The 26,216-nt window shown below is 70.1% G+C and carries 21 protein-coding genes and 1 pseudogene; 5 read left to right on the top strand and 17 right to left on the bottom strand.

Features of this window, described 5'->3' with window-relative positions:
- Positions 1 to 238: 238 nt before the first annotated feature.
- From O7614_RS11205 to O7614_RS11135, 15 genes are all read right to left on the bottom strand, one after another.
- Entirely contained in the window at positions 239 to 1,225 is a 987-nt protein-coding gene (locus tag O7614_RS11205) for a LacI family DNA-binding transcriptional regulator (RefSeq protein ID WP_278138395.1), read from the bottom strand.
- A gap of 411 nt (positions 1,226 to 1,636) precedes the next feature.
- Positions 1,637 to 3,757 carry a family 43 glycosylhydrolase gene (locus O7614_RS11200; protein ID WP_278138394.1) on the bottom strand — a complete coding sequence of 707 codons (2,121 nt, stop codon included), beginning with the start codon at positions 3,755 to 3,757 and terminating at the stop codon, positions 1,637 to 1,639.
- 339 nt (positions 3,758 to 4,096) lie between these two features.
- Complete coding sequence (gene araA, locus O7614_RS11195; RefSeq protein ID WP_278138393.1) at positions 4,097 to 5,599, bottom strand: L-arabinose isomerase; 1,503 nt, start codon at positions 5,597 to 5,599, stop codon at positions 4,097 to 4,099.
- Positions 5,600 to 5,625: 26 nt separating this feature from the next.
- Positions 5,626 to 6,615: a galactofuranose ABC transporter, permease protein YjfF gene (gene yjfF, locus O7614_RS11190; protein ID WP_278138392.1), complete on the bottom strand. Its 990-nt coding sequence runs from the start codon at positions 6,613 to 6,615 to the stop codon at positions 5,626 to 5,628.
- Positions 6,612 to 7,682, bottom strand: a complete 1,071-nt coding sequence (locus tag O7614_RS11185) for an ABC transporter permease (protein ID WP_278138391.1) — start codon at positions 7,680 to 7,682, stop codon at positions 6,612 to 6,614. Before O7614_RS11185 ends, yjfF begins: the two co-directional genes overlap by 4 nt.
- Positions 7,679 to 9,220, bottom strand: coding sequence for a sugar ABC transporter ATP-binding protein (locus O7614_RS11180; protein WP_278138390.1), 1,542 nt, complete (start codon positions 9,218 to 9,220; stop codon positions 7,679 to 7,681). The genes O7614_RS11185 and O7614_RS11180 overlap by 4 nt, the downstream gene beginning before the upstream one ends.
- 169 nt (positions 9,221 to 9,389) lie before the next feature.
- Positions 9,390 to 10,385: an ABC transporter substrate-binding protein gene (locus O7614_RS11175; protein WP_278142221.1), complete on the bottom strand. Its 996-nt coding sequence runs from the start codon at positions 10,383 to 10,385 to the stop codon at positions 9,390 to 9,392.
- Positions 10,386 to 10,524: 139 nt separating this feature from the next.
- Positions 10,525 to 11,217 (bottom strand): L-ribulose-5-phosphate 4-epimerase, encoded by a 693-nt coding sequence (locus O7614_RS11170; RefSeq protein WP_278138388.1) that lies wholly within the window; start codon positions 11,215 to 11,217, stop codon positions 10,525 to 10,527.
- Positions 11,214 to 12,896: a ribulokinase gene (araB, locus tag O7614_RS11165; RefSeq protein WP_278138387.1), complete on the bottom strand. Its 1,683-nt coding sequence runs from the start codon at positions 12,894 to 12,896 to the stop codon at positions 11,214 to 11,216. The genes O7614_RS11170 and araB overlap by 4 nt, the downstream gene beginning before the upstream one ends.
- Before the next feature lie 678 nt (positions 12,897 to 13,574).
- Positions 13,575 to 14,363, bottom strand: a complete 789-nt coding sequence (locus O7614_RS11160) for an ABC transporter permease (RefSeq protein ID WP_278138386.1) — start codon at positions 14,361 to 14,363, stop codon at positions 13,575 to 13,577.
- Positions 14,360 to 15,337, bottom strand: a complete 978-nt coding sequence (locus O7614_RS11155) for an ATP-binding cassette domain-containing protein (protein ID WP_278138385.1) — start codon at positions 15,335 to 15,337, stop codon at positions 14,360 to 14,362. The genes O7614_RS11160 and O7614_RS11155 overlap by 4 nt, the downstream gene beginning before the upstream one ends.
- A 33-nt stretch (positions 15,338 to 15,370) precedes the next feature.
- Positions 15,371 to 16,213, bottom strand: coding sequence for a DUF4097 family beta strand repeat-containing protein (locus tag O7614_RS11150; RefSeq protein ID WP_278138384.1), 843 nt, complete (start codon positions 16,211 to 16,213; stop codon positions 15,371 to 15,373).
- Between the two features lie 73 nt (positions 16,214 to 16,286).
- On the bottom strand, positions 16,287 to 16,811 hold the full coding sequence (locus tag O7614_RS11145) for a hypothetical protein (RefSeq protein ID WP_278138383.1): 525 nt from the start codon (positions 16,809 to 16,811) through the stop codon (positions 16,287 to 16,289).
- 80 nt (positions 16,812 to 16,891) lie between these two features.
- Complete coding sequence (locus tag O7614_RS11140) at positions 16,892 to 18,079, bottom strand: FUSC family protein (RefSeq protein WP_278138382.1); 1,188 nt, start codon at positions 18,077 to 18,079, stop codon at positions 16,892 to 16,894.
- Between the two features lie 48 nt (positions 18,080 to 18,127).
- A complete protein-coding gene (locus tag O7614_RS11135; protein ID WP_278138381.1) occupies positions 18,128 to 19,096 on the bottom strand; it encodes an SDR family NAD(P)-dependent oxidoreductase in 969 nt (322 codons plus the stop codon).
- A gap of 82 nt (positions 19,097 to 19,178) precedes the next feature.
- Between O7614_RS11135 and O7614_RS11130 the strand changes: the two genes are divergently transcribed.
- Together O7614_RS11130 and O7614_RS11125 are read left to right on the top strand one after the other, a co-directional pair.
- Positions 19,179 to 20,138 (top strand): AraC family transcriptional regulator, encoded by a 960-nt coding sequence (locus tag O7614_RS11130; protein WP_278138380.1) that lies wholly within the window; start codon positions 19,179 to 19,181, stop codon positions 20,136 to 20,138.
- 171 nt (positions 20,139 to 20,309) lie between these two features.
- On the top strand, positions 20,310 to 22,535 hold the full coding sequence (locus tag O7614_RS11125) for a hypothetical protein (RefSeq protein ID WP_278138379.1): 2,226 nt from the start codon (positions 20,310 to 20,312) through the stop codon (positions 22,533 to 22,535).
- Positions 22,536 to 22,537: 2 nt separating this feature from the next.
- Here O7614_RS11125 and O7614_RS11120 read toward each other — a convergent pair whose 3' ends face one another.
- Positions 22,538 to 23,293, bottom strand: coding sequence for an NAD(P)H-binding protein (locus O7614_RS11120; RefSeq protein ID WP_278138378.1), 756 nt, complete (start codon positions 23,291 to 23,293; stop codon positions 22,538 to 22,540).
- Positions 23,294 to 23,419: 126 nt separating this feature from the next.
- On the opposite strand from O7614_RS11120, the gene O7614_RS11115 reads away from it, so the two are divergent.
- Positions 23,420 to 24,088 (top strand): class I SAM-dependent methyltransferase, encoded by a 669-nt coding sequence (locus tag O7614_RS11115; protein ID WP_278138377.1) that lies wholly within the window; start codon positions 23,420 to 23,422, stop codon positions 24,086 to 24,088.
- A gap of 24 nt (positions 24,089 to 24,112) precedes the next feature.
- On the opposite strand, the gene O7614_RS11110 is transcribed toward O7614_RS11115, so the two are convergent.
- Complete coding sequence (locus tag O7614_RS11110; RefSeq protein WP_278138376.1) at positions 24,113 to 24,643, bottom strand: adenylate kinase; 531 nt, start codon at positions 24,641 to 24,643, stop codon at positions 24,113 to 24,115.
- A 169-nt stretch (positions 24,644 to 24,812) separates the two neighbouring features.
- Here O7614_RS11110 and O7614_RS11105 point away from each other — a divergent pair, with 169 nt between their 5' ends.
- Entirely contained in the window at positions 24,813 to 25,976 is a 1,164-nt protein-coding gene (locus tag O7614_RS11105; protein WP_278138375.1) for an RNA ligase RtcB family protein, read from the top strand.
- Between the two features lie 56 nt (positions 25,977 to 26,032).
- Positions 26,033 to 26,215 (top strand): annotated as a pseudogene (locus tag O7614_RS11100) (peptide chain release factor-like protein); the annotation flags it as partial.
- Position 26,216 lies beyond the last annotated feature (1 nt).

Here is a 26,216-nt window from a genome sequence, read left to right as displayed (position 1 = left end):
CACGAGGTTCAATACCTGACCCGCATCGCATTGCTACTCATCGATAGATGAGATTGCGGAGCGATTGAGCCGGGTCTTATCGGCCGCACCCGGCGGGCAGCGGGCAGGCCCGACTGCGGCGCACTGGGACAGGGCGAGCCACCCAACTGCGGCCGGGCCCGAGCCACGGCGGCCGTCGGACCGGAGGGATGCGGCGCGGTACGGCCGGACGTCGTCAGCGCCGCGGCACGGCCGGACGTCAGCGCCGCGGTGGGGCGACGCTCTCGCGGGCGACCAGGGTCGGGGCGACCGTCTGCCGCAACGCGCCGCCGGTGCCCGACTCGATCTGGGCCAGCAGCATCTGCAGACTCGCCCGCGCGACGGCGTCGAAGTCCGGACGGACGGTGGTCAGCGGCGGGATGAAGTACGCCGCCTCCGGCACGTCGTCGAAGCCGACCACGCTGATGTCGTCGGGCACCCGCCGGCCGAACTCGTGCAATGCCCGCAGCACGCCCAGCGCGAGGTGGTCGTTGGCGGTGAAGACCGCGGTGACCTCCGGCATCCGCGCCAACATCTGCCCGCACCGGTAACCGGAGGACGCGGACCAGTCCCCCGGCATCAGCGGCGGCGGCACCAGGCCGGCGCCCAGCAGCGCCTCCCGCCAGCCGTCGATCCGACCGACGCTGTCGAACCAGTCGGACGGCCCCGAGACGTGCCAGACGGTGCGGTGCCCCGCGTCGAGCAGGTGTTGGGTCGCCGCACGGGCGCCCGCCACCTGGTCGACGGTCACCAACGGCACCGGTCGGCTCGGGTCACCGTCGACGGTGACCAACGGGACGTCCTTCGGCAGACGCTCCAGCGCCTCACCCGCCGACTCCACGGGCGCGATGACCACGATGCCGGCGACCCGGTGCGACAGGTGCCGCTCGACGGCCGCCGAGATGGACCGATGGTCGAGGTTGCGGACGCTGCCGACACTGACCGCGAACCCCTCCTCGGCGGCGGTCTGCTCCAACGCGGCCAGCAGGGACGCCGGACCATAGAGCGTGGTGTTCTGTGCGACCACGCCGATGACCTGTGATCGACCGGTCACCAACGCGCGCGCCGCGCCGTTGGGGCGGTAGCCGAGTTCGGCGATCGCCGCCCGCACCCGTAGCCGGGTCTGCTCACGGACGTTGGGGTGCCCGTTGAGCACCCGCGACACCGTCTGATGGGAGACACCGGCGAGACGAGCAACATCCGTCATCGCGGGACCGTGGACGGCCATTTCGCTCCCCCCGCTACATCTCCGGGCCGCAGCTCGTCGACGTCGACTGGAGCGGCCCGGACCGATCCCCCTCGCTCAGCCACCACGCCGGTGCTGAATCCCAGGTGACCAGCGCTGGATCGCCGACAGTCTACGCCAGCCACCGCCCCGGACACGGCATGCCTGTCGGTGGACCGCGCGACGCACCAGAGACACCCGACCGAACCCCTGTCTGGGGTACGCCGCCGGCCGTCGTCCTGCGCCGATGCCCGATGGCACGCCGGCCTGCCCTACGCCCTTGGACAGAGCGTGGAGCAGGCCGGCGAGGACCAGCGGTGGCGCCGACTCGACGTGCCGGCGGGCACGTGTCTGCCAGCGCCGCTGGTCAGACCATTCGTTGTGTGAGTGGTGTCACGGTGTCGTCAGGTCGAACCGGCGCACGGTGACCGCGCCGCCGAGCGCCTGGGTCGCGTGGTTGAAGATGGCGAACCGGTAGCCCATGAAGAACTGCCAGTTGTTCGCCAGGGTCAGGGCGTTGCCGAACGAGGTGAAGTTGACCCCGTCCGTGCTGTAGGAGAAGCGGGCCTGCCGGCCGGAGCCGGGTCTGATGTCGGCGTTGGCGCGCAACCAGATCCGGCCACCCGAGACGGCGGTGCTCGCCACCTCGCTGCCGGTGCTGGTGGTGTTCCAGTTGCCGTCCATCGTCAGGCCGTTCTGCATGACCAGTCGGGTGGACCCGTTGTCCCGCTTGATTCCGATCCAGGCCGACGAGTTGCGCAGCACCGCCAGGCCGGTGCGGTCACCGTCGCGCATGGTGGAGTAGTCCAGCTCGATGGTGGCGGTCGAGGTTGGCCCCTGGATCCGGTGGGTCAACGTGTTGCGGGCGGCGTACAGGTCGCCGGTGACGGTCGCGGTCTGCAGGTTCAGCCCGTTGTTGACCGACCACCTGTTGTTGTCGGGGTTGTGGTTCCACTCCCACTGTGGGCCGAGGGTGGTGCCGGCGAACGTGTCGGTGCCGGTGAGCGGCTTGACCGCGCGGGGCGGCGCGGGCAGGTTCGGCTTCGGGTACGAGCTGCCCCACGTGCCGTTCACGGTCTGCAGGACCGGCCAACCGTCGCCGGTCCAGGTGATCGGCGCCAGGGCCGGCATGCGACCACCGGGGTACGCGTCGACGAAGGACATGTAGTACCAGTCGCCGTTCTGGGTCTGCACCAGCCCGCCCTGGTGCGGCACACCGCCACCCGAGATCGGGCCGGGCAGGTTGAGCAGCACCTGACGTTGCTCGTACGGGCCGAACGGGCCGTTCGTCGACTTCAGCACGTACTGGCCGTTGGCCGGGCGGGTGAGCCAGATGTAGTAGGCGCCGTTGCGCTTGTAGAAGCGGGCGCCTTCCAGCGTCCCGATGCTCGACGGCGTCTGGTACACCTGCTGGGCACGGACCTGGGACTTCCCGTCGGCGGACAGCTGGGCCACGCTGATCGTGCCGTTGCCGTACGCGATGTACGGGGTGTCGTTGTCGTCGAACAGCAGGCCGGCGTCGTAGTAGCAGTTCGGGATGGTGGTGTGCTTGCTCCAGGTGCCGTCGACGGCGGACGCGGTGTAGATGTGCGTCTGCGCGAAGTCGATGCACCCGGCCCAGTAGTACGTCCGGTTGCTGGGCCGGTAGTTCAACGTCGACGCCCAGATCCCGTCGACGTACGCGTTACCGCCACTCATGTCGTACTTCGAGCCGAACTCCAGGCGGGGTACGGAGTGACCGGCGAACTCCCAGTTGACCAGGTCGTAGGAGCGCAGCACCGGTGCTCCTGGTGAGTAGTGCATGGTGGACGCCGACATGTAGTAGGCGTTGTCCACCCGGATGATGTCGACGTCGGCGAAGTCCTGCCAGACGACCGGGTTCGAGTACGTGCCGTTCGACGGCGGCGGCGTGGTCGGCGGCGGCGTGGTGGGGTCGGTGCCGCCGTCGACGCGGACGAGCTGCCACTGCTGGTTGGCGCCGTTCCAGTCGTCGTACTGCACGATGTTGCCGCCGTCGGCGGTCGAGGCGCCCTGCACCTCCATCACCTTGTTGCTGTTGCGGTTGATCAGCCGGACGTAGCCACCGTCGGAGTCGGCAAGCCGGAACTGCTGGTTGGTGCCGTTGTTGTCGGACCACTGCACGATCGCCGCACCGTTGGCGGTCGAGCGCTGGTAGACGTCCAGCACCTTGCCCGACAGCCGCGACTTCAACCGGTAATAGCCACCGCCGGAGTCCACGAACTGCCACTGCTGCTGGTTACCGTTGTTGCGCGCCCACTGGGTGATCCGCGCGCCGTCGTTCGTCGCCAGGTTGTACACGTCCAGGGCCTTGCCGCTGTTGCGGTTCACCAACACGTACCACGCGCTGGTGTCGACAGTCGCCGCTGACGCGGGCGCCGCGGCGACGGCCACGGCCGCGCCACCGACCACCAGTGTCATGGCGACGACAGCGAGTCTCGACAGCCACCCGCGTCGACGTGGCGCACCCCGGGGAACCCGACCGATGGAAAGCATGATCCTCCTCTGCTGACGCGAATCGAGCGGTCTGGGTCGGCGTCCGCGGCACCGGGCGGGGCACCGAGCTGACTCGCGTCCGACCTTGTGATCGCTAACACCGCCAGCCCGACCATCGCGGCGACGAGGTGCCGCAACCGAGGGGGTGGAACGCGCGCCTGGCCGGACAGTCAAGACATCGACCATCTTGGCTATAGACTGTGAGCGATAACATGCTGTTAGTCAAGGCGTAACACGGCCGACGCGCGTTCCCCATCAGGGCCACGCGCGAACGGGTGGTCCACCCCCGCCCGCCGGCAGGGATGGACCACCCGTTTCCGGACGCTCCAAGCGAATGGGTCAGAAGCCGCGTGCCAACCGGTAGTAGGCCTGGTTCCAGCGCAGCTCGTCAGCGAAGCGGCGGGTCTGCGTGTCGGCGTCGATGACGACCAACTCCGTGCGGCTCATCTCCGCCAGGTCGTGCAACTCCTCCACCCCCACCGCCTGGGACAGCACCGTGTGGTGCGGCGCTCCGGCGGTGATCCACGCCTCGGCCGAGCCGGGCAGGTCCGGGCGCGGGCGCCAGACGGCGCGGGCCACCGGCAACCGGCGCAGCGGCTGCGGCGGGGTGACCACGTCGATCTCGTTGGCCACGAGCCGGAAGCGCTCCCCCATGTCGGCCAGGCCGAGCACGACCGCCGGGCCGGGCGCGGCGTCGAAGACCATACGGACCGGGTCCTCCCGCCCGCCGATGCTCAGCGGGTGGATCTCCACGTTCGGCACGTCGGAGGCGATCGTCGGGCAGACCTCCAGCATGTGCGCACCGAGCACCAACTCCTCGCCCGGGGTGAGGTCGTAGGTGTAGTCCTCCATGAACGACGTGCCGCCGTCCACACCCACCGACATCGCCTTGAGCGTCCGGACCAGCACCGAGGTCTTCCAGTCACCCTCGCCACCGAAGCCGTAACCATCGGCCATCAGCCGCTGTACGGCGATGCCGGGCAGCTGACGCAGGCCCCCGAGGTCCTCGAAGTTCGTCGTGAAGGCCCGGAACCCACCCTCGTCCAGGAAGGCACGCATACCCAGCTCCAGCCGGGCCGCGTACCGCAGGGAGTCGTGTCGCTCGCCCCCGGACAGCAGCTCCCCGACGACGCGGTACGTGCCCTCGTACTCCTTGACCAGCTCGTCCACCTGCGCGTCGGTGACCTGGTCGACCACCTCGACCAGGTCGTTGACGCCGTAGGTGTTGACCGACACCCCGAACCGCAGCTCCGCCTCGACCTTGTCACCCTCGGTCACCGCCACGTCGCGCATGTTGTCGCCGAAGCGGGCCAGGCGCAACGACCGCATCGCCGACCAGCCGAGCGCGGCGCGGGCCCACGCCCCGACCCGGGCACTCACCCGAGGGTCGCTGACGTGTCCGGCCACCGTCTTGCGGGCCACACCGAGACGGGTCTGGATGTACCCGAACTCACGGTCGCCGTGGGCGGCCTGGTTCAGGTTCATGAAGTCCATGTCGATGTCGTTCCACGGCAACAGGACGTTGGCCTGCGTGTGCAGGTGCAGCAGCGGCGTCTGCAACGCGTCGAGGCCGGAGATCCACATCTTCGCCGGCGAGAAGGTGTGCATCCACGCGATGACCCCGATGGCGCCCTGAGCGGCGGCGTCCCGGCAGACCTGCAGGATCTCGCCGCTGTTGGTCAGGACGGGCTTCCAGACCACCCGGGCGGGAATCTGCGGCGAGTCGTCGAGCGCGGCCGCGATCTGGCGAGACTGCTCGGCCACCTGCCGGAGCGTCTCCTCGCCGTACATGCCTTGGCTGCCGGTGAGGAACCAGATCTCGGGTGCGTTGTGTGGTGCCATGGGGTTGCCTTCCGGGAGAGGAACGGTCACTTGTAACGAATGCCGATGAGGCGCTGGAGGAGGATGAACGCGAAGAGCAGACCGCCAATCACGATCTTGGTCCACCAGGAGTTGAGGCTCCCATCGAAGGTGATGAGGGTCTGGATCACGCCCAGGACGAGCACGCCGAGCACCGTGCCGAAGACGTAGCCACCGCCCCCGGTCAGCACCGTGCCACCGATGACGACGGCGGCGATGACGTCCAACTCCATCCCCACGGCGATCAACGGCGCGCCGGAGAGGGTGTAGAAGGACAACAGGATCCCGCCGATCGCCGAGCACAGGCCACTGATCGTGTAGACGGCGATCCGGGTCCGCCCCACCGGCAGGCCCATCAGCAGGGCCGACTGGGGGTTGCCGCCGATGGCGTACACGTTGCGTCCCAGCCGGGTGTAGGCCAGCGTGTACGCGGCGACGGCGACGACGACGAAGGCGATCAGCACGCTGATCGACACGAAGTTGCCCCGAGGGTCGCCGATGCGCTCCTGCGACATCCTGGTCCAGAACCCGTCGGTGATCGGGATGGACGAGCCCGAGATGAACGTGCACATGCCGCGGGCGAAGAACATCCCGGCGAGTGTGACGATGAACGGCTGGATCTCGAAGAAGTGGATGACGCAACCCATCAGCAGGCCGAGTGTCGGCCCGATGAGCAGGGCGATGACGAGCACCAGCGCCGCCGGCAGGCCCTCCTGGAGCAGCCAGGCCGACACCATCGCCGTCATCGCGACGACGGACCCGACCGACAGGTCGATGCCGCCGGTGAGGATCACGAAGGTCATTCCGATCGCGACCACCAGCAGGAAGCTGTTGTCGATGAAGACGTTGAAGATGACCTGGACGTTCGAGAACGCCGTGTACTGCGATACGCCGATGCCGTACATGACCAGCAGGAGGGCGAGCGTGGCCAGGACCGGTATCTGCCGCCGTGGCAGGCGGAACCGGGTACGCCCAGCGGTGAGCGATCCAGTGGTCATGCCGGCACCTGCTCCTTCGGCTTGTCGGCGATGCTGGTGGGCGGCGGGGCGTGGCGCCGACGGCGGGAGAACCGGGCCCGGAAGGCCGGCGCCTGGATGAGGCAGACGGCGATGACGACGACCGCCTTGAACAGCAGCGAGGTCTGCGGCGAGATGTTCATGGCGTACACCGAAGTGGTAAGGGTCTGGATGATCAACGCGCCGAGAATCGTGCCGCTGAGGAAGAACCGGCCTCCCGCGAGGGACGTGCCGCCGATGACCACCGCGAGGATGGCGTCCAGTTCCACCCAGAGGCCGACCGCGTTGCCGTCGGCACTGGAGACGTTGGCCGTCATCATGAAACCGGCGACCGCCGCGCAGGCGGCGCTGATCACGTACGCGAGGAAGATGACCCGGCCGGAGCGGATGCCGGCGAGTCGACTCGCCTCCGCGTTGCCGCCCACCGATTCGACGATCATGCCGAGCGCGGTGCGGCGGGTGAACGCGGCGACGAGCAGAGCCGCGGCGAGGGCGATGAAGATGGCCAGCGGCAGGGTCAACAGGTGGCCCAACCCGATCGCCCGGAACGGCCCGGAGTTGATGGTGATGATCTGGCCCTGGGTGATCAGCTGGGCGAGGCCCCGGCCAGCCACCATGAGGATCAGCGTGGCGATGATCGGTTGGATCCCGATCACGGCCACCAGCACCCCGTTCCAGGCGCCGAGCACGAGCGAGACCCCCATCGCCATCGCGAGGGCGGTCAGCACCACGGCGAGGCTGTTCTGGTCGGGCTGCTGACTGATGTACATGCAGGCGATCGCGCCGCTGATCGCGCAGATCGACCCCACCGACAGGTCGATGCCCCCGGTCGAGATGACCAGGGTCATCCCCAGCGCGACGAGGATCAGCGGCGCGCTCAGCCGCAGGATGTCGATCGGTGAGCCGTACAGGTGCCCGTCCTTGAGCTCGATGGACAGGAACCCGGGCCGGTAGATCGTGTTCGCGGCGAGCATGACGACGAGCACGGCGACGGGCCAGAACAGGCGGTGACCGGTCACCGCCCGGTAGCGGCCCATGGTGGCGTTCATCGGTCTGCCTCCTCCCGGTGGGATCCGCTGGCGATGGTCTGCATGATGCGATCGGCGTCCAGGCTCTCGTCGTTGGCGAGCTGCGCGACCATCTGCCGGTCCCGCATGACGGCCACCTTGTGGCTCAGGCGCAGCACCTCTTCCAGCTCGGCGGAGATGAACAGCACCGCCATGCCGCCGTCGGACAACTGGGCCACCAGCTTCTGGATCTCGGCCTTCGCGCCGATGTCGATGCCTCGGGTCGGTTCATCAAGGATCAGCAGCCGTGGCTCGGTAATCAACCACCGGGCCAGGAGCACCTTCTGCTGGTTGCCGCCGGAGAGGTTGCGTACCGGCACCTCCGGGTCCGCGGGCCGGATGTTGAGTGCCTTGATGTACTTCTCGACCAGCTCGTCCTGGCGACGACGCGGAATGGGCCGCATCCAGCCGCGAGCGGCCTGCATGGCGAGGATCATGTTCTCGCGGACCGACAGGTCGGGGACGATGCCCTCGGCGCGGCGGTTCTCCGAACAGAAGCCGACGCCCTGGTCGATGGCCCGCGCGGGGGTACGCAGGTTGCCCGAGGTGCCGTCGACAGCGACCTGACCACCGTCTGCCCGGTCGGCGCCGAACAGCAACCGCGCCACCTCGGTACGCCCAGAGCCCAGCAGGCCGGCCAGGCCCACCACCTCGCCGGCGTGGATGGTGAGGCTGAACGGCGCGACCGCACCCGCCCGGCCGAGCTTCGACACCGCCAGCAGCGGAGTGCCCTCCTCCAGCGCGGCCAAGTCCCGTCGCGAGTGCTCCTCCAGCCCCTCGAGCACGTCGAGTTCCTTGCCGATCATCTTCTCGACGAGGGTGAGCTGGGGCAGCTCGGTGGTCAGGTACTCACCGACGAGCCCGCCGTTGCGCAGCACGGTGATGCGGTCGGCGATCTCGTAGACCTGGTCGAGGAAGTGGGTCACGAACAGGATGGCGATGCCCTCGTCGCGTAGTTGCCGCATGATGCGGAACAACTGCGCCACCTCGCCGGCGTCGAGGCTGGACGTCGGCTCGTCCAGAATCAGCACCCGGGCCTGGATGTCGATCGCACGGGCGATGGCGACCATCTGCTGGATCGCCAGGGAGTACGAGCCGAGCGGCGCACTGACGTCGAGATCGAGGTCGAGGCGGGTCAGCAACGCTCGGGCGCGACGGCGAACCTCACCCCATCGGACGGCGCCGAGGAGCCGGGGTTCGCGGCCGATGAAGATGTTCTCCGCCACCGAGAGGTTGGTGCAGAGGTTGACCTCCTGGTAGACGGTGCTCACCCCGGCGGCGGTCGCCTGCATCGGGCCGGTGAAGGACACCGGCTCGCCGTCGAGGGTGATCGTGCCCTCATCGGTGTCGTAGACGCCGGTCAGCACCTTGATGAGGGTCGACTTGCCGGCGCCGTTCTCGCCCATCAGGGCGTGCACCTCGCCGGGAAAGAGCCGGAAGTTGACGTCATGGAGTGCGCGCACCCCGGGGAAGGACTTGCTGATCCCGGTCATCGTCAGGACCGGAGGGCTATCCGTCATCCCATCAGACCTCTTCTGGGTTGTCGACACGGAAGGGCCGCTACGCTCCCGTGCGCCCGCCCGGTCGTCCGGGCGGGCGTGGCACGGGGTCGCGGGCCAGGCCCGGTCCGTTGCGGCTGGGGGGCGACGCGGCGGGGCCGCCACGCGAACGCGGCGACCCCGGCGTCGATCAGTACTTACGGTTGGGCAGCGCTTCCTTCGCCTGCTCCTGGGTGAAGGTGGTCTCCTCGGTCTCGATCCGAGCAGGCACCTCCTCGCCAGCGTGGACCTTCTTGGCCAGGTCCATCAGCTGTGGGCCGAGCAGCGGGCTGCACTCCGCGATGAAGTTGAACTTCCCGTCGGCGAGAGCCTGCATGCCGTCCTTGACGGCGTCGACAGTGATGATGGTGATGTCCTTGCCCGGCACCTTGCCCGCGGCGGTGATCGCCTCGAGCGCACCCAGACCCATGTCGTCGTTGTGCGCGAACAGCACGTCGATCTTCGGGTTGGCCTTGAGGAACTGCTCCATGACCTGCTTGCCGCCGGCCCGGGTGAAGTCGCCCGTCTGGGAAGCGATGACCTTCAGGTTCGGGTTGGCAGCGATCGCCTCGGCGAAGCCCTGCTTGCGATCGTTGGCGGGTGCCGCGCCGGTGGTGCCCTGCAACTCGACGATGTTCACCGGGCCCGAAGCGGTCTTCTTCTGCTCGACCAGCCACTCACCGGCGAGCCGGCCCTCCTTGACGAAGTCCGAGCCGAGGAAGGTCTTGTAGAGCGACTTGTCGGCCGAGTCGACCGCGCGGTCGGTCAGGATGACCGGGATGCCGGCGTCCTTGGCCTCCTTGAGCACGGTGTCCCAACCGGACTCCACCACCGGCGAGAAGGCGATCACGTCGACCTTCTGCTGGATGTAGTTACGGATCGCCTTGATCTGGTTTTCCTGCTTCTGCTGCGCGTCGTCGAACTTCAGCTCGATCCCGGCCGCGGCGGCGGCATCCTTGATCGAGGTGGTGTTCGCGGTACGCCACCCGCTCTCCGCACCGACCTGCGAGAAGCCCATCGTGATCTTGCCATCGTCCGTGGACCCGCCGCCACCGGTGTCACTGTTGCCACAGGCCGCCACGCCGCCGACCAGCAACGCGCTGGCGAGGACCGCGACAGCGCGCCACCGGACGGACTGCGTTCGCATCTTTCCCATCGAATCTCCTTGGCTGGATGTGGTGGGTAACCGCGTCGACCGCCGAAGGTGCCCGAAGAGCGGCGTACGCGGGTGGTGCGTGCTGGTGCGTCGTGGTGCAGACCGACGGGTCCCGGTGATCGGGGAAGAGTCAGGAACCCGCCGGTGCGACTGGTTGTTGACCGTAGACGTTCTGGTAACGGTCGTAGAGGGCGTCGATGTCCGCCTGGGCCATCGGCACCGGCTGCCCGAGGGTGTGCGCCAGATGCGCGGTGCGGGCCACGTCCTCGCACATGACCGCCGCCTTGACCGCCGCGCGGGCGTCCCGGCCGATGGTGAACACGCCGTGGTTGCGCATCAGCACCGCGGGCGAGCGGTGCCCGGAGAGCGTGGCGACGATGCCCTTGCCGATGTCGTCACCGCCGATCAGCGCGAACGGACCGATCGGGATCTCCCCGCCGAACTCGTCGGCCTGCGCGGTGAGGTGGCAGGGGATCGACTCCCCGCAGGCGGCCCAGGCGGTGGCGTACGAGCTGTGCGTGTGCACCACACCGCCGACCTCGGGCATGGCCCGGTAGACGTAGGCATGGGCGGCGGTGTCGCTGGACGGGGCGAAGTCACCCTCGACGAGAACGCCGTCGAGGTCGCACACCACCATCGTGTCGGCGGTGAGGTCGTCGTAGCTCACCCCACTCGGCTTGATCACCAGCAGGTCCTGGCCGGGAACCCGGGCGGAGACGTTGCCGGACGTCCAGGCGACCAGGTTGTAACGGGTCAGCTCGGCGTGCAGGCGGGCGACGGTCTCGCGCAGCTCACGGATCTGTCGGGTCACCTCGGCGTTCACGCGACCACCTCCAACGCGGTCTCGGGTGTGGCCACGGCGCTGTCGACCGCCGCGTTGCGGATCGCCCGCAGGCGGAGCATGACGTCGTTGCCCCCGCGACCGAAGTGGTCGTGCAGTGCCCGGTACTCGGCGTAGAGGGCGTCGTAGGCACGTGCCCGGTCGGGGTCGGGGCGGTAGACGGCCTCGTGCACCCGGCCCATCGCCTGCGACGCCTCGTGGACCGAGGGGAACTCGCCGGCGGCGACGGCGGCGTGGATCGCCGACCCCAGCGCCGGGCCCTGCGCCGAGGCGATGATGTTCAGCGGTCGCCTGGTCACGTCGGCGTAGATCTGCATCAGCAGCGCGTTGTTGGTGAGACCGCCGGCGATCACCAGGTCGTTCACCGGAACTCCGGCCTCGACGAACGCCTCGATGATCATTCGGGTGCCGTACGCGGTGGACTCCAACAGAGCCCGGTAGATGTCCGGGGGCCGGGTGGCCAGGGTCATCCCGACGATCATTCCGCTCAGGTCGTGGTTGACCAGCAGCGACCGGTTGCCGTTCCACCAGTCCAGCGCGATGAGGCCGTGCGCGCCGACGGGCTGGCTCGCGGCCAGCTCGGTGAGGCGTTCGTGCGAGGCGAGGCCGGCCGGGACGCCGTGCTCGACGAACCAGCCGAAGATGTCGCCGACACCGCTCTGCCCGGCCTCGTAACCCCATGCGCCGGGGCTGATGCCGCCGTCCACGACACCGCACATCCCGGCCACCTCGGCGACCTCCGCGCCGTTGACCACGTGGCAGGTCGAGGTGCCCATGATGGCGACGAGTCGGCCCGGCTCCACGGCCTGCGCCGACGCCGCGGTGACGTGCGCGTCGACGTTGCCGACGGCCACCGCGATCCCCTCCGGCAGGCCGGTCCAGGCGGCGGCGCGCCCGGTGAGCGAGCCGGCCCGTGCGCCCAGAGGCAGCAGGGGACCGTCCAGTTTGGCCACGAAGTCGCCGAAGTCGGGGTTGAGCGCGGTCAGGAAGCCCTCGGAAGGGTACTGACCGTCCTGCAGGATGCCCTTGTAACCGGCCGTGCAGACGTTGCGGGTCTCGGTGCCACAGAGCTGCCAGACGATCCAGTCGGCCGCCTCGATGAAGCGCTCGGCACGGTGGTAGACCTCGGGGTCCTCCTCCAGGATCTGGAGCCCCTTGGCGAACTGCCACTCGGCGGAGATCTTGCCGCCGTACCGGCCGATCCACGGCTCTGCCCGCTCGTGGGCCAACGCGTTGATCCGGTCGGCGTGCGGCTGCGCGGCGTGGTGCTTCCACAGCTTCACCCAGGCGTGCGGTCGATCGCGCAGCTCGGGGTCCTCGCAGAGCGGGGTGCCGTCGGCGCTGGTCGGCAGCACCGTGCAGGCGGTGAAGTCGATGCCGATGCCGACGACCGCGGCAGGATCCACCCCGGCGGCGGACAACGCCGCCGGGACGGCGTACCGCAGCACGTCGCGGTAGTCCTCCGGGTTCTGCAGGGCCCAGTCGGGAGGTAGCTGTCGACCTCCCGGAAGCGCCGTGCTGATAACTCCGTCGCCGTACTCGTGCACCGCGGTCCCCAACTCGGCACCATCACCGACACGGACCACCAGAGCTCGCCCGGACAGGGTGCCATAGTCGACACCGACGACATAGCGGTCGCCTGCTCCGTCCACACGGTTCATGTTCACCTCCACCGTTAACGGGGATAGTGTTAACGCTCACATATATCCTCGTCAAGACATCCCCCCGCAACAGCTCCGTAACGGAACAGCGAAGGCGGGCCGACTCGGGCGCGTCGATAACGGACCGGGGTAAAACGCGCAAATGCGGCCTCGACCAGGGCACGAAGGCCCCGGACGGAGTGCCGCGCGGATCCGGCGTCGAACAGAGGAACCTCGGCAGGCCGGGCGACAGGCACAACGCATCGGACGCCGCGAGACGATCATCCGACCGCGACCGTGTCGCGTTCGATCATGATGTCAGCGATAACATCATCGGGCCACCCCGCTTCGACGGTCAGATCCGCGAAACGGCCGCAGGCGACCGCGACAGCTCATAGCTGAGCATTCCGGCGGATCTCGCGACTGGGCACAGCAGCCGTGTTATCGATAACATTCGACGTTTCGACGTTGCCGGCCCGCCGCTCGCTCGTGCGGCCCCACGTCTGGTCGATCCACTCGTGTCCCGTGACGTCGCCGGCTCCGAGGCACCTGGACACCGATCTCCGGCAATCCGGGTCGGTCGCGCGCTCGCACCGCCGACCGGCGGGCATCGCCCGAACACGCAGAGCCGGCGGCCCGGCCCGGGTGGGCCGAACCGCCGGCGCTGGCGCGGTGGCGGGACGTCGAGCGCCGCTCGGGTCAGACGGCCCGGTTGCGGTTGTAGAGGGTCTTGGCCCAGAGGAAGCACACGACGGTGATGACGGAACACCAGACGACCGCGATGATCCCGTTGGCACCGATCCCGGTGCCGAGGAGCAGACCGCGAAGGGTCTCCATGACGGGGGTGAAGGGCTGGTAGTCGGCGAACCACCGGACCACGGTGGGCATGGAGTCGGTCGGCACGAACCCGCTGCCGAGGAAGGGCAGGAGGATCAGTGGCATGGGCAGGTTGCTGGCCGTCTCGACGCTGTCACTGACCAGGCCGAGGGCGACCGACAACCAGGTGAGCGCAAAGGTGACCATGGCGAGGACACCGACGGCGGCCAGCCACTCGACAGGGTTCGCGGTGGGTCGGAAGCCGACGAGCAGCGCCACGCCGATGACGGCCGCGAGGCTGAGCAGGGTCTGCACGAGGCTGCCCAGGACGTGACCGGTGAGGACCGACGGCCGGAAGATCGCCATCGTCCGGAAGCGGGCGATGATGCCCTCGGTCATGTCCATCGCGACCGAGATGGCGGTGCCCTGCGCCGCGCTGACCACGGTGATGAGCAGGATGCCCGGGGTGACGTAGTTGGCGTACTCGGACCTGCCGCCGGACGGCCCGAGTCCGGCGCCGAGCGTGCCGCCGAAGACGTAGACGAAGAGCAGCAGGATGATGACCGGGATGCCCATGAGCAGGAAGGTCATCGACGGGTAACGCCGCATGTGCAGGAGGTTGCGCCGCAGCATGGTGCTCGAGTCACGGACGGCGAGGGAGATGGTGCTCATCGCGCGGAGGCCCTTTCGTGGTCGGGTCGGCCGGCGCGGGTGTCGGGCTGACCGGTGAGGGTGAGGAAGACGTCGTCGAGGTCGGGCGTGTGCACGGAGAGCCCGGCCACCGTTATCGAGGCGCGGTCGAGCTGGTCGAGCAGGGAGCGCAGCGCCCCCACCCCACCGTCGCTCGGCACCTGGAGGGTGAGCGCGGCGTCGTCCCGGTTGGCGGCCGGCAGCGCACGGGCGGCCGAGTCGAGGCCGTCCTGGTCGGCGAACTGCAGCACGACGTGACCTCCCGGGATGAGCCGCTTGAGCTCGCGCGGCGTGCCCTCGGCGATCAGCCGGCCATGGTCGAGGAAGGCGACGCGGTCGGCGAGCTGGTCGGCCTCCTCCAGGTACTGCGTGGTGAGCAGGATGGTGACGCCCTCGGCGACGAGGTTGCGGATGATCTCCCACATGGCCCGGCGGCTACGCGGGTCGAGGCCGGTGGTCGGCTCGTCGAGGAAGATGACGCGGGGGTCACCGACCAGCGTCATGGCGAGGTCGAGTCGTCGGCGCATGCCGCCGGAGTACGTGGACACCGGCTTGCCCGCCGCGTCGGCCAGGTCGAACTGGTCGAGCAACTCGTCGGTCCGCCGTCGGCCGGACGCCCTGTCCAGGTGGCACAGGTCGGCCATCAGGCTCAGGTTCTCCCGGCCGGTGAGCAGGTTGTCGACGGCGGAGAACTGGCCCGTGACACCGATCAGTTCGCGTACCGCGTCGGGCTCTCGGTTCAGGTCGTGGCCGAAGACACGGGCCTGCCCACCGTCGGCGTGGACCAGTGTGGAGAGGATCTGCACGGTGGTGGTCTTGCCGGCGCCGTTGGGGCCGAGCAACGCGAAGATGGTCCCCTCGGTGATCATCAGGTCGATACCGTCCAGCACGACCTTGTGACCGTAGGACTTCCGCAGGTCGGTCGCGACGATCGCGGGCTTCGTGGAGCTGGTCATGGTCTCCTCTTTCGCGGTCGGTGTGATGGCGGGTCAGGCGCGGCAGATCATGATGTCGCCGTAGGCGGTGTTCGCCCTGACCTCGACCGTCTCGTCGGTCTGCGCCGGGCTGTCGGTGCTCTCCAGGGCGTTGTGCACGCGGCCGTGCTTGGAACTGACGTCGAGCCAGGCAGCGGTCCCGCGACGGATGCCGACCTCGATGGCCCCGTACGAGGTGTTCAGGTCGATCGCTCCCCGGACGACCTCGCCCAGCCGGAGGTTGCCGTAGGCGGTGCGTGCCGTCACCGAGGCCGTCGTCATGTCGAGGGTGATGTCGCCGTACGCGGTGTTGACCCGGACGTCGCCGCCGCTTCGGCCGACCCAGCAGTCGCCGGAGGAGTTCTTGATCTCGACGGGTCCGTCGACCGCGCCGATGCGCACCTTGCCGGACGACGCCTTCACCCGCGCGGAGCCGGCGACCCGCTCCACCGCGACCTCACCGTGGCTGCTGTCGATGTCCAGCGGACCGGTCTCGTCGAGCCGGATCCCGCTTCCGGTTTTGATCCGGCACTCGCCCAGTTGGCCCTCGCAGCGGAATGCCGCCCACGACGACTCGGCGTGCACCCGCGACCCGGTCGGTAGCTCGATCAGGACGTCGACCGACGGCCCCGGCCCGAAGCCGTAGCGCCGCCACGTCTTCGGCACCCTGATCAGCAGTTTTCCGGCGGCGTACTGGACGGTGGCCTGTTCGGCGGTGCTCACGTCGGTCTTGCTCGACGGGTCCCGGGGCCGGACCGTCACCACCGTGTCGGTGCGGTCGGTAGCGCTGATCCAGACGTCCCCGACGGGCACCTCGATCTGGACGGAGATGGGCTCTGGCGTCTCGAAAACAGGCATGGTGGTCTCCCGAAAGGTGGTCGGTGAATGTCGCCGCTGGTCGGCGGCGCGGAGAAGGAAGAGGTACGGGGAGTTAGCGCGCCCAGCCGGTGAAGTGCTGGCCGGAGCGCGGCTCCACCCGGCGGGAGGGACGACGTTCGGTGTCGCCCGCCCCGACGGCACCGGCAACGGCGCGCACCAGCCAGGCGTTGACCGAGAGCCCGGCGCGCCCGGCGGCCTCCTCGACGCTGGCCTTCAGGTGGTCAGGAAGCCGGAGGTTGATCCGCGAGGTGCCGCCGTCCTCGCCGTCCGGCGCGGGCGGTGGCGCCGAGAGCGTCGGCGGAGCGCTGACCTCGCGCACCTCGTCGACCGGCGGGCTGGCCGGGGTCACCACGAAGTCGGGCTCGCGCCCGCGCAGTCGGACGTGCACCGAGCCCGGCGCGAGGTCGCGGGTGATCTCGTCGGCCGCGTCGGACAGCGCCTCCAGCAGGGTGAGACGGGTGGCCGCCTCCAGTTGGGCGAAAAGCCGCTCGGCCAGCGCGCGGCCGTCCGCATCGACGCCCTCCGCGGCCACGGCGAACTCGTTACGCAGGTTCTCGACGTATGACCTCAGCTCCATGACACCATGATGGCATCACTTTGGCTCAGCGCGCAACCCTTAATGGCTCAGGATGGCACAAGCGAGGTCGACGCCGACTCTCACAGCTCACCGAACGTGCGCCTGACCAGGCGATTCGCCTCCTCCTGGGTCAGCCCGGTGGCCACCAGGAGGTCGCTGACAGTGGTGCGGATCTGCGCCACCACGACCGCGCCGGAGAAGCCGACTCCCTCCCGGTAGGCCCGCCCGGCCATCTGCACCGCCCGCAGCGACTGCTCCCGCGCACGTTCCGGCTCGGCACCGGCGGCGAACTGCCGCTTCAGCACGCGGACGGCCTCGGCGAGATCCGCCACCGCTTTCGGCAGCGGCTCCGGAACCGGTTCGCCGTCCTCGATCAACGTCACCGCCCGGCGGATCAACGTTCCGCTGTTGCGCATCGCCCGGTCGATCGGCTCCGCCGCCTGCGCGTAGAGACCCACCGGCCCGTGCCGGTGGTGCCAACGCACCGGCGACAGGGTGCTGGCCTCCCGGGCACCCTGGGTCGCCTCCACGAACGCGCTCAGCTGGCCCTTGTTCTGCCGTAGCCTGCCCCGGGCGACACGGGCACGAGCGGCATCCCGCTCGGCCAACGCGCCGGCGGTGGCGTCGAGCTGGGTGACCAGGAGATCCAACGCCGGCCGCGCGGCGCGGTTGAGCACCCGCAGCGGGTTCAACGGCAGGAGCACGGCGGTGACCAGCAGCGCCACCCCGCCCCCGACGAGCGCATCCACGAACCGGGGAATCTCCAGGTCGCGGATCGACGGGCTGAACGTGACGATGAGCACCGCCGTCGCCCCGGCTTGGATCACCACCGCAGCACTGCCGGAGAGGAACAGCGCCACCACGATCGCCAGCAGGACGATCAGGGAGAGTTGCCACCACCCGGTGCCGATCACCACGAGCAGCAGATCGCCGATCAGCACCCCGACGGTGACACCGAGGATCAGCTCGACGGTCCGACGCAGCCGTTGACCGACCGACGCGGCAAGGGTCGAGACGGCGGAGAGCGGCGCGAACACCGGCTGCGAGATGTGCAGCAGCTCGTGCGCCACGAACCAGGACAGCGCCGCCGCCAGCCCGGCCTGCACAGCGAGGCCGCCGATGGCCCGTACCCGACGGAACCGTTCCCGCACCGTGTCCACCGCACGATCCCGCAGACCGGCCGCCCTGCCCGCCAGACCACCCCCGCGGGCGTCGCCGCCACGGGCCGGAGCGCCCGCGTCCGCCCCGCGCCGACCGGCAGCGACCATGGCGGCGCCTACCCCGCCCTGGCCGGATCAATCCTGCCGATGCAGTGCTCAGCGCGAGGCGAGCGTCTTCTCGGCGTACGCCCACAGCCGGTCGGCGGCGGCCGGGTCCACCGCGTGGGCGGCCACCCCACCGGTGGCGTCGGGGCCCCCGGGGACGACCTCCGCCTCCTGGTTGTCGTCGAAGTACCGGCCGGTGATGCCGTCGAGCAGGGGCGAGCCGGCGAGCAGCACCGTGGTCGACGCCCCCTGGTCGGCCTTCTTGTAGTAGTCCGCCTCGATGAGGTTCCCCGCCTCGTCCATGGCGCCCATCGCGCGCATCGTGTCGTCGTCGATGTGGCGCTGGAGGTTGGTGAAGATGTACCCGGGGTTGAGGGCGTTGGCGGTGATCCCGTCCTTCGCCCACTGCCGGCTGACGCCGACCGCGAGCAGGACCTCGGCGGTCTTCGACTGGCCGTACGCCGACCACGGGTCGTAGGGACGCCGCTCGAACTGCGGGTCGTCGAAGTCGAACGGTGCGGCCAGGTGTGCGCCGGAGCTGACCACGACGACCCGTGCCGCCCCGGCGGCCCGCAGGTTGTCGTGCAGCCCCCGGGCGAGCGCGAAGTGACCGAGGTAGTTGGTCGCGAGCTGAAGCTCCCAGCCCTGGGCGGTGAGTTGACGGGTCGGGATCGCCATGATCCCCGCGTTGGCGACCAGCACGTCGAGCGGACCCTGCCAGCCCGCGACGAAGGCGTCGACCGATGCCAGGTCGGCGAGGTCGAGCGCGGAGGCGCTGACCACGCCCCGGGTGGCAGCTGTGGCGAACTCCTCGACGAGCGCGTCGGCACGTCGGGGATCACGGGTCGCGATGGTGACCTCGGCCCCGGCCCTGGCCAGCGCGCGCACCGTCTCGACACCGATGCCGGAAGCTCCCCCGGTGACGATCATCCGACGCCCGGCCAGGTCGACGTCGTCGAGGATCTCGGCGGCGGTGCTGCGGGCGGTGAACGGGGTGGTGAGGCGTGGGTTCGCTGTCATGGAATCCAGGCTAGGAACATCCGACTCGGACTGCCTATAGCCTAGAGTCCTTCATACTTTTGAGAACGTCCAGGAGGCAGGGATGGATCCCCTCGAAGACGTCCTGGCGCTACTGGGCACCACGAGTCAGCTGTCCGCCGGCCTGGCCGCGGGCGGCCGCTGGGCCGTCGCATTCGAGGCACCGGCCGGGGCCAAGTTCAACGCCGTCCGGCGCGGCCGCTGCTCGCTGCGGGTCGCCGGCGACGTCGAGTCGATCAGCCTCCGCGAGGGGGACTGCTTCCTGCTGACCCGGCCGGTGGCCTACACCCTCTTCAGCGATCCCGACGTACCCGTCGAGCCTGCGTACCCGTTCTTCGCCGCCGCCGACGGCCGTGTGGCGCACGTCGGTGACGGCGACGATGTCTTCCTCATCGGCGGTGCCTTCTCCCTGGGCGAACGGGCGCGCAGCCTCCTGTTGGACAACCTCCCGACGGTCATCCACGTGCCCGCCGACACCCCGGAGGCCAGCACCGTCCAGTGGGCGCTCAGCGAGATCGACGCCGAACTACGGCAGACGCGACTCGGATCCACGCTCGTCGCCGAGCACCTGGCGCTCGTCCTGCTGATCCGGGTCCTGCGGTTGCACCTGGCCCGCGACCCCCAGCTCACCTCCGGCTGGCTGGCCGGCCTCGCCGACCCGGTGATCGCCCCCGCACTGCGGGCGCTGCACGCGCGGCCCGCGCAGGCGTGGACGGTGGACGCCATCGCGCGGGCGGCCGCCGTCTCCCGGTCGACACTGGCCGCCCGCTTCAAGAGGGTGGTCGGCGTGGGACCGCTGGAATACCTGACCGGCTGGCGGATCGAACTGGCGGCGGATCGCATCCGGCACAGCTCCGACACTGTCGCCCGCATCGCCCAGGTTGTCGGCTACGGCTCCGAGAGCGCCCTCAGCGTGGCATTCAAGCGCGCCACCGGCTTGTCGCCACGTGCCTACCGCACCGAGGTGGCGAGGACGGCCCAGACCGGCGGACGCGAAGCGGCGGCGACCGGTCGAGGTGCCTGAACGCTAGCTCCTCTTCGCCCACCGCGGTTGAGTCCGTCCGGATCGGGTAGACCGGTCCGCCGTCGTTCGGGCGGCGGCACCGGCATCCGACAGCGGGGCGCACCCCGGTCGGGTCGCGGGGGCAAACAGCGGCCGAGCGCCTCCGGGGGGACGTCGCATGGATCAGCACGGTTGAGCGGGCCGGACAATCCCCGCGACGTGGTGGAGCTGCGGGTGCACGGAGTCTCCGGCGCGAGCGCCGCGCAGGTGCTCGACCTGCAGCAGACCGCGCAGGTGGCGGGTGACCAGAGCGGTGGCTTCTACCGGCCGCGACCACAGGGCTCGGACAGCACCGCCCCGCGCGGCGTGACCCTGGAGGCGTACCGCTGGGGTGACCTGCCCTCCGGAACTGTCGCCCGTACCCTCGCCGTGGTTTTCCTGCTGCCGTTCATGCTGGTCAACCTCGCGACCTGGATGCGCCCGGCGGGGCCAGGATCCGAGGCGTTGGTCAAGTCCCTGTGCCGGTTGCTGGCGCTGACCCTCACCGTGCTGTATGTGCTCGCCGTGGCCGGCGTCGCCCTGGATCTGGTCGGCTGGAAGTGCCTGCCCTCGACGCGCTGCCTCGCGGGGCGCAGCTGGTTGTCGTGGCTGGGAGGACGGCCGGTCGGGGCGCAACTGGCGTTGCTCGCGTTGGTACCGGTCGCCGCGATCGGCTTGATCTGGCGGATCAGCAACCGCCCGGGGCGGACCTTCGAAGGGTTTCGCGCACCCGATCAAGGGATCGGCGGATCGCGGCTCGGCACGGTCGGCCAGTGGGATGCCGAGCCGCTGGTAGGACGGTTGCGCGCCATCCACGTCGCTGCCGCGTTCGCGACGCTGGACCTCACCCTGCTGCTGGCCCGGTCCGCGAGCGGCGCCACCGCGATCACGGTCACGCTGACCGTGGCTACCGGGGTGATCCTGGCGGGCTGTGCGGTCCTGCTGTGCACGCCGCCGGTGATCGACCGGGCCGCCGACGACCGGCGACTCGACCGGGTCACCCGTGCGCTGCGAACCGTCGCCATCGTCGTCACCATCGCCGTCGTGGCCCACCTGCCGACCGGGCCACGCCGGTGGGACGACGGACACGGGCTTCCCGGGTACGAGGCGACCCTGGCCGGCCTGTTCGGCGTACAGACGGCGTTGCTGCTCGCACTGGGCGTGGTGCTGCTCCTCCATCGGAAGCGCGGTGGCACCCCGATGTTCGGGCTGGGTGCCCTCGTGGTTGCGGCCACCGGGATCAGCCTGGCCGTGGCGTACTCCGCCGAATTGGTCTACCGGGTGGCCGACTTCCTCGACCGCGACGTGCCGACCGGCGAGGGCATCGCCACCGGCCCGCCCCGGGCGTACACCTGGGTGATCTACGGCTTCCTCCGTGCGCTGCTGGCCACGCTGGTCGTCGCCGGCCTCGTCATCCTGATCACGCGCCGCAGCCGGCGTCGCGCCGCGGCGGCGATCGTGGCACGCGACTATCCGGAGGCCCCGGCCGAGGCCGGACCCCGACTGCGGCAGGTCCGCGACGCGATGGCCCGGGCCCGCTTCACCGAGGAACTGGTGCCGCTGGCCGTGTTCTACGGGTGCCTCGCCGGACTCACCACTGCCACCACCACCATCGGCCTGCTGGGACAGTTCCCCAGTGACGTTCTCGAACGGAACCTCGGGCTGCCGGCGGACGCGATCACCTTCGGCATCGCGTTCGGGAGCTGGGTGATCGCAGCGGTCATCCTCGGCCTGATCATCGGGGGGATCTTCGCCTACCGGACCGCCCCGTTCCGCCGGCACATCGGCGTCCTCTGGGACCTCGGCACCTTCTGGCCCCGGGCCGCCCACCCGTTCGCGCCGCCCTGCTACTCCGAACGAGCCGTGCCGGAGTTGGCCCGTCGCATCACGTACCTCGTCGAGCGCGGCGACGCGGTGCTGCTCACCGGGCACAGCCACGGTTCGGTTCTGCTCGCCGCGACGGTGCTCCAGTTGCCTCCGCAGGTCGGCGACCAGATCGCCCTCCTCACCCACGGGTCGCCGCTGCGTCGCCTCTACGCGCGGCTCTTCCCCGCGTACGTGGACGACGTGGCGCTACACGAGATCGGCCACCGGGTCGGTTGGCGGTGGGTGAACCTGTGGAGCGACACCGACCCCATCGGCGGTTGGATCTTCTCCGCACACCGGCCGTCGGTTCCGGACGACGTCGACTGCCCGGCCGCCCGGGTCGATCGCCGATACCGTGATCCCCGCGACGTGGTGACGCCGCCCAGTGACAGCGTTCCCCCGCCCATCCGCGGGCATCTGCCGGGCGAATCCGACGAGCCGTTCACCGAGGCGGCCCGGGAGTTGGTGCAGCGCCTCGGTGGGCGGGTCGACCCGCCCGTCACACCGACGTGACGTCACCGGCCACCGGACGCCCGGGTACGCCAGTCGTCGAGCCGGGTATCGGCGAGGCGGGCGCCGCCGGCGGGGACGAGGGAACGTTCGCCCAGCTTGGCACCGAAGTACCGCGCGTCCGGGTCGGCCACCACCGGTCGAGGGTCCTGCTGGGCGGCGAGGAGGTCTCGGCCCAGTTCGTCCAGACGGAACTGCTCCGGGCCGGCGACCTCGACCACGGCATTGGTCGGCGCGCCGACCACGACCCCGGCCACCGCGGCCGCGACGTCGGCGGCGGCCATCGGCTGGATGAGCACCGGCGCGAGGTGCACGGTGTCGCCGTCCGTGCCGGCGTCGACGATGCCCTGGAGGAACTCGAAGAACTGGGTGGCGTGCACGATCGAGTACGGGGTTCCGGACGCGACGACGAGCTTCTCCTGGCTGACCTTAGCCCGCATGTAGCCGCTGTCCGGGATCCGGTCGCAACCCACGATGGAGAGCACCACGTAGTGGCCCACCCCGGCGTCGGACGCGGCGGCGAGGAGCGTCCGGGTGGACGTCTCGAAGAACTCCAGCACGGCCTTGTCCTCGAACGACGGCGAGTTCGACACGTCGACGACGACGTCGGCACCGGTGAGCGCGTCGGCCACCCCTTCACCGGTCAGGGTGTTCACGCCGGTCTTCGGTGATGCCGGCACCACCTCGTGGCCCTGGGCGCCGAGGCTGTCCACGAGCGTGGAACCGATGAGGCCACTGCCCCCGATGACGACGATCTTCATGGTCGAACCACGTCCTGTCTGCCCTGGGTTTGGGTCGTACCACCACCACCACCCAGTAAGACGGAAAGCGTGCGCCGGTGCAGGACAATCGCCGGAGAACAGTTCGACGGAGACCTGGAGGTGGCCGTGGCCGAGGTGTCGCACCCGGTGTTCGCCCGGGTCTACGAACGGCTGAGCGCCGCCATGGACCGGGCCGGCACGGCGGCCTACCGGCGGGACCTGGTCGCCGGTCTGTCCGGCCGGGTGATCGAGATCGGTGCGGGCAACGGGCGGATGTTCCCGCACTACCCGCCGGGGGTGACCCAGGTCCTCGCTGTCGAACCGGAACGGCGTCTGCGGGCCGCCGCCGAACGCGCGGCGTCGACCGCACCGGTTCCGGTCACTGTCGTCGACGGGTTGGCCGACCGGCTGCCCGGCGGGGACGGCGAGTTCGACGCCGCCGTGGTCGCGTTGGTGCTGTGCACAGTGCCCGACCAGGCGAGCGCGTTGACCGAGGTCGGCCGGGTGCTGCGCCCCGGCGGCGGGTTGCGGTTCTTCGAGCACGTCGCCGCCGACAAGCCCGGCAGATTACACCGGACGCAGCGACTGGTCGACGCGACACTGTGGCCGAAGCTGTTCGCCGGGTGCCACACCAACCGCGACACCGTCGCCGCCATCACGTCCTCGGGGTTCGTCATCGAGGAACTGCGCCGTTTCCGCTTCCCGGCCACCAGCAACAGCCCGTCCTCGCCCTGCGTCCACGGGCGCGCGACCTGGCCGGGGATGGCCGGCCCGAAGCACGGCCAGGACGCCTGATCGCGGGTGCCGTGCCACCCGGCTTCATCGGCGAGGCAGACCGGCCAGCCAGTCGTCCAGCTCCGCCGGGGAGCGCAGCAACACCACCGGCGGCGCGGACGGATCGGATCGCCAGGCGCGCATCCGTCGCCGCGCCCGGCCGAACGCGGTGACGTGCCACACCAGGATCGAGTCCGGAGACAGCACGCTGCCCAGCGTCTCGCGGTTGCCGTTGCAGATCTGCTCGCCCGTCAGCACCCGGCGGACGGTGCGCCGCAGCAACCGCCCGAACGAACACCACCGGGGGAAGTCCAGGCCGACGACCAGGTCCGCGCGAGCCAACGGCACATCCCGCCAGCCGTGGTAAGCCCCGTCGACGATCCAGCGGTCCCGCCGGCAGATCTCCTCGATCCGGCTGCGTTGCCGCGCGACGGGCACCTCGACCCAGCCCGGCTCCCAGAGCAGGTCGTCCACCGGGTACCAGGGCAGCCCGAGGTGTTCGGCCATCCGCGCGGCGAGGGTGGACTTGCCGGAGCCGTACACGCCGTAGATCAGGATGCGACGCGGTGCGCTCATCGCGGCAGCGTACGACGCGAGGAAAAGTCGTTTGTCGTACGCGGCGCGCTCCGCGAGAGTGACTCCCATGACGTACTGACGGACCACTCCCCCTCCGCCCCCGGTGACGCCTTCCCGGGCGGCGTGACTCGTCCGTTGCCACGTTCTCTCCGTCAGAAGTGAGCTCTCCTTGATCCAGCACCAGTCTCTGCCCTCGTCCAACCCCGCCACCGTCACGGTGTTCGCCTCCCCCACGAGCTGGATCGAGTCCGACGCACTCGACCAGTGCCAGCAGGTGGCCGCCCTCGCCGGCATGGTCCACGTCGCCGGGATGCCGGACCTGCACCCGGGCAAGGGCGCTCCCATCGGTGCGGCCATGGCGTCGACGGTGCTGTACCCGTTCCTGGTGGGGTCCGACATCGGCTGCGGCATCGCCGTGTTTCCGATCAAGCTCAAGCGGGCCGTACCGGAGCGGCTGGCCGCACGGTTTCCCGACCTCGATCGCATGCCCGACGCCGACGACCCGGCCTGGGCACTGGTCGACGGCGACGTCCCGGCCGGTCACCTCGACGGTCTCGGTACGGTCGGTCGAGGTAACCACTTCGTGGAGCTGGCCCGGGTCGGCACCGTCCTCGACCCGGATCACGCGGGTCGTCTCGGGCTCGACGCCGGCGATCTGGTGCTCGTCGTGCACAGCGGTTCCCGTGGTCTGGGCGAGCGGATCCTGCGGACGCACACCGAGGCCCATGGCGCCGGTGCCGCTCCCGATCCCGCCGCCTACCTGGCGATGCACGACGACGCCGTGCGCTGGGGTTCGCTCAACCGCCGGGTCCTGGCCGCCCGGGTCGCGTACGCGCTGGGTGCCGAACCCTCCGATCCGGTCGTCGACCAGTGCCACAACCTGGTCGAGATCCGCGACGGGGTCTACCTGCACCGCAAGGGCGCAGCGCCGGGTGACGGCCGCGACGTCCTGGTCGCCGGTACCCGGGGAACGCCGTCCTACCTGGTGGCCGCCCATGCCGGACCGGACGCCAACCACTCGGTCGCGCATGGCGCCGGCCGCAAGATGTCGCGCTCGGACGCGCTGCGGCGGGGTCGGGCCAAGCACACTGTCGAGGAGCTACGCCGCACGCCGCTGGGTTCACTCGTGGTGTGTGGTGACCGTCAACTCCTCTTCGAGGAGGCGCCGACCGCGTACAAGCGTATCGAGCAGGTGATCGCCGACCTCGTCGAGCACCGACTGGCCACGCCGGTCGCCAGCACGATTCCGCTGGTCACCTACAAGACGGCCGACCTCGGGCCCGCGACCCGGACCGACCGGCGGGGCCACCGTGGTGGGCGGGAGCGGTCGTGAGCCTCGTGGACCGGCACGCTCTGCTGGCGGGCCCCCAGCCCTTACCGGACGAGCACCGGCAGTTCAGCCTCAACCGGCGGCTCGCGCTGAACCTGCTGCGGCAACGCGTCGAGCACAGCGACGAGGTGGCACGACGTGCCGTCACCACCGCCCGCTGGCGCATCCACGACGACCTCGTTCGCGGCGATCCCGTCCGCGTGGAGCGTCCGGAACCGCAGCGGCCGGGCCGCCCAGGTTGAC

This window comes from Micromonospora sp. WMMD961 (assembly GCF_029626145.1).
In the GTDB taxonomy this organism is placed as follows: Bacteria; Actinomycetota; Actinomycetes; order Mycobacteriales; family Micromonosporaceae; genus Micromonospora.
This window is presented reverse-complemented; position numbering and strand designations above follow the sequence as displayed.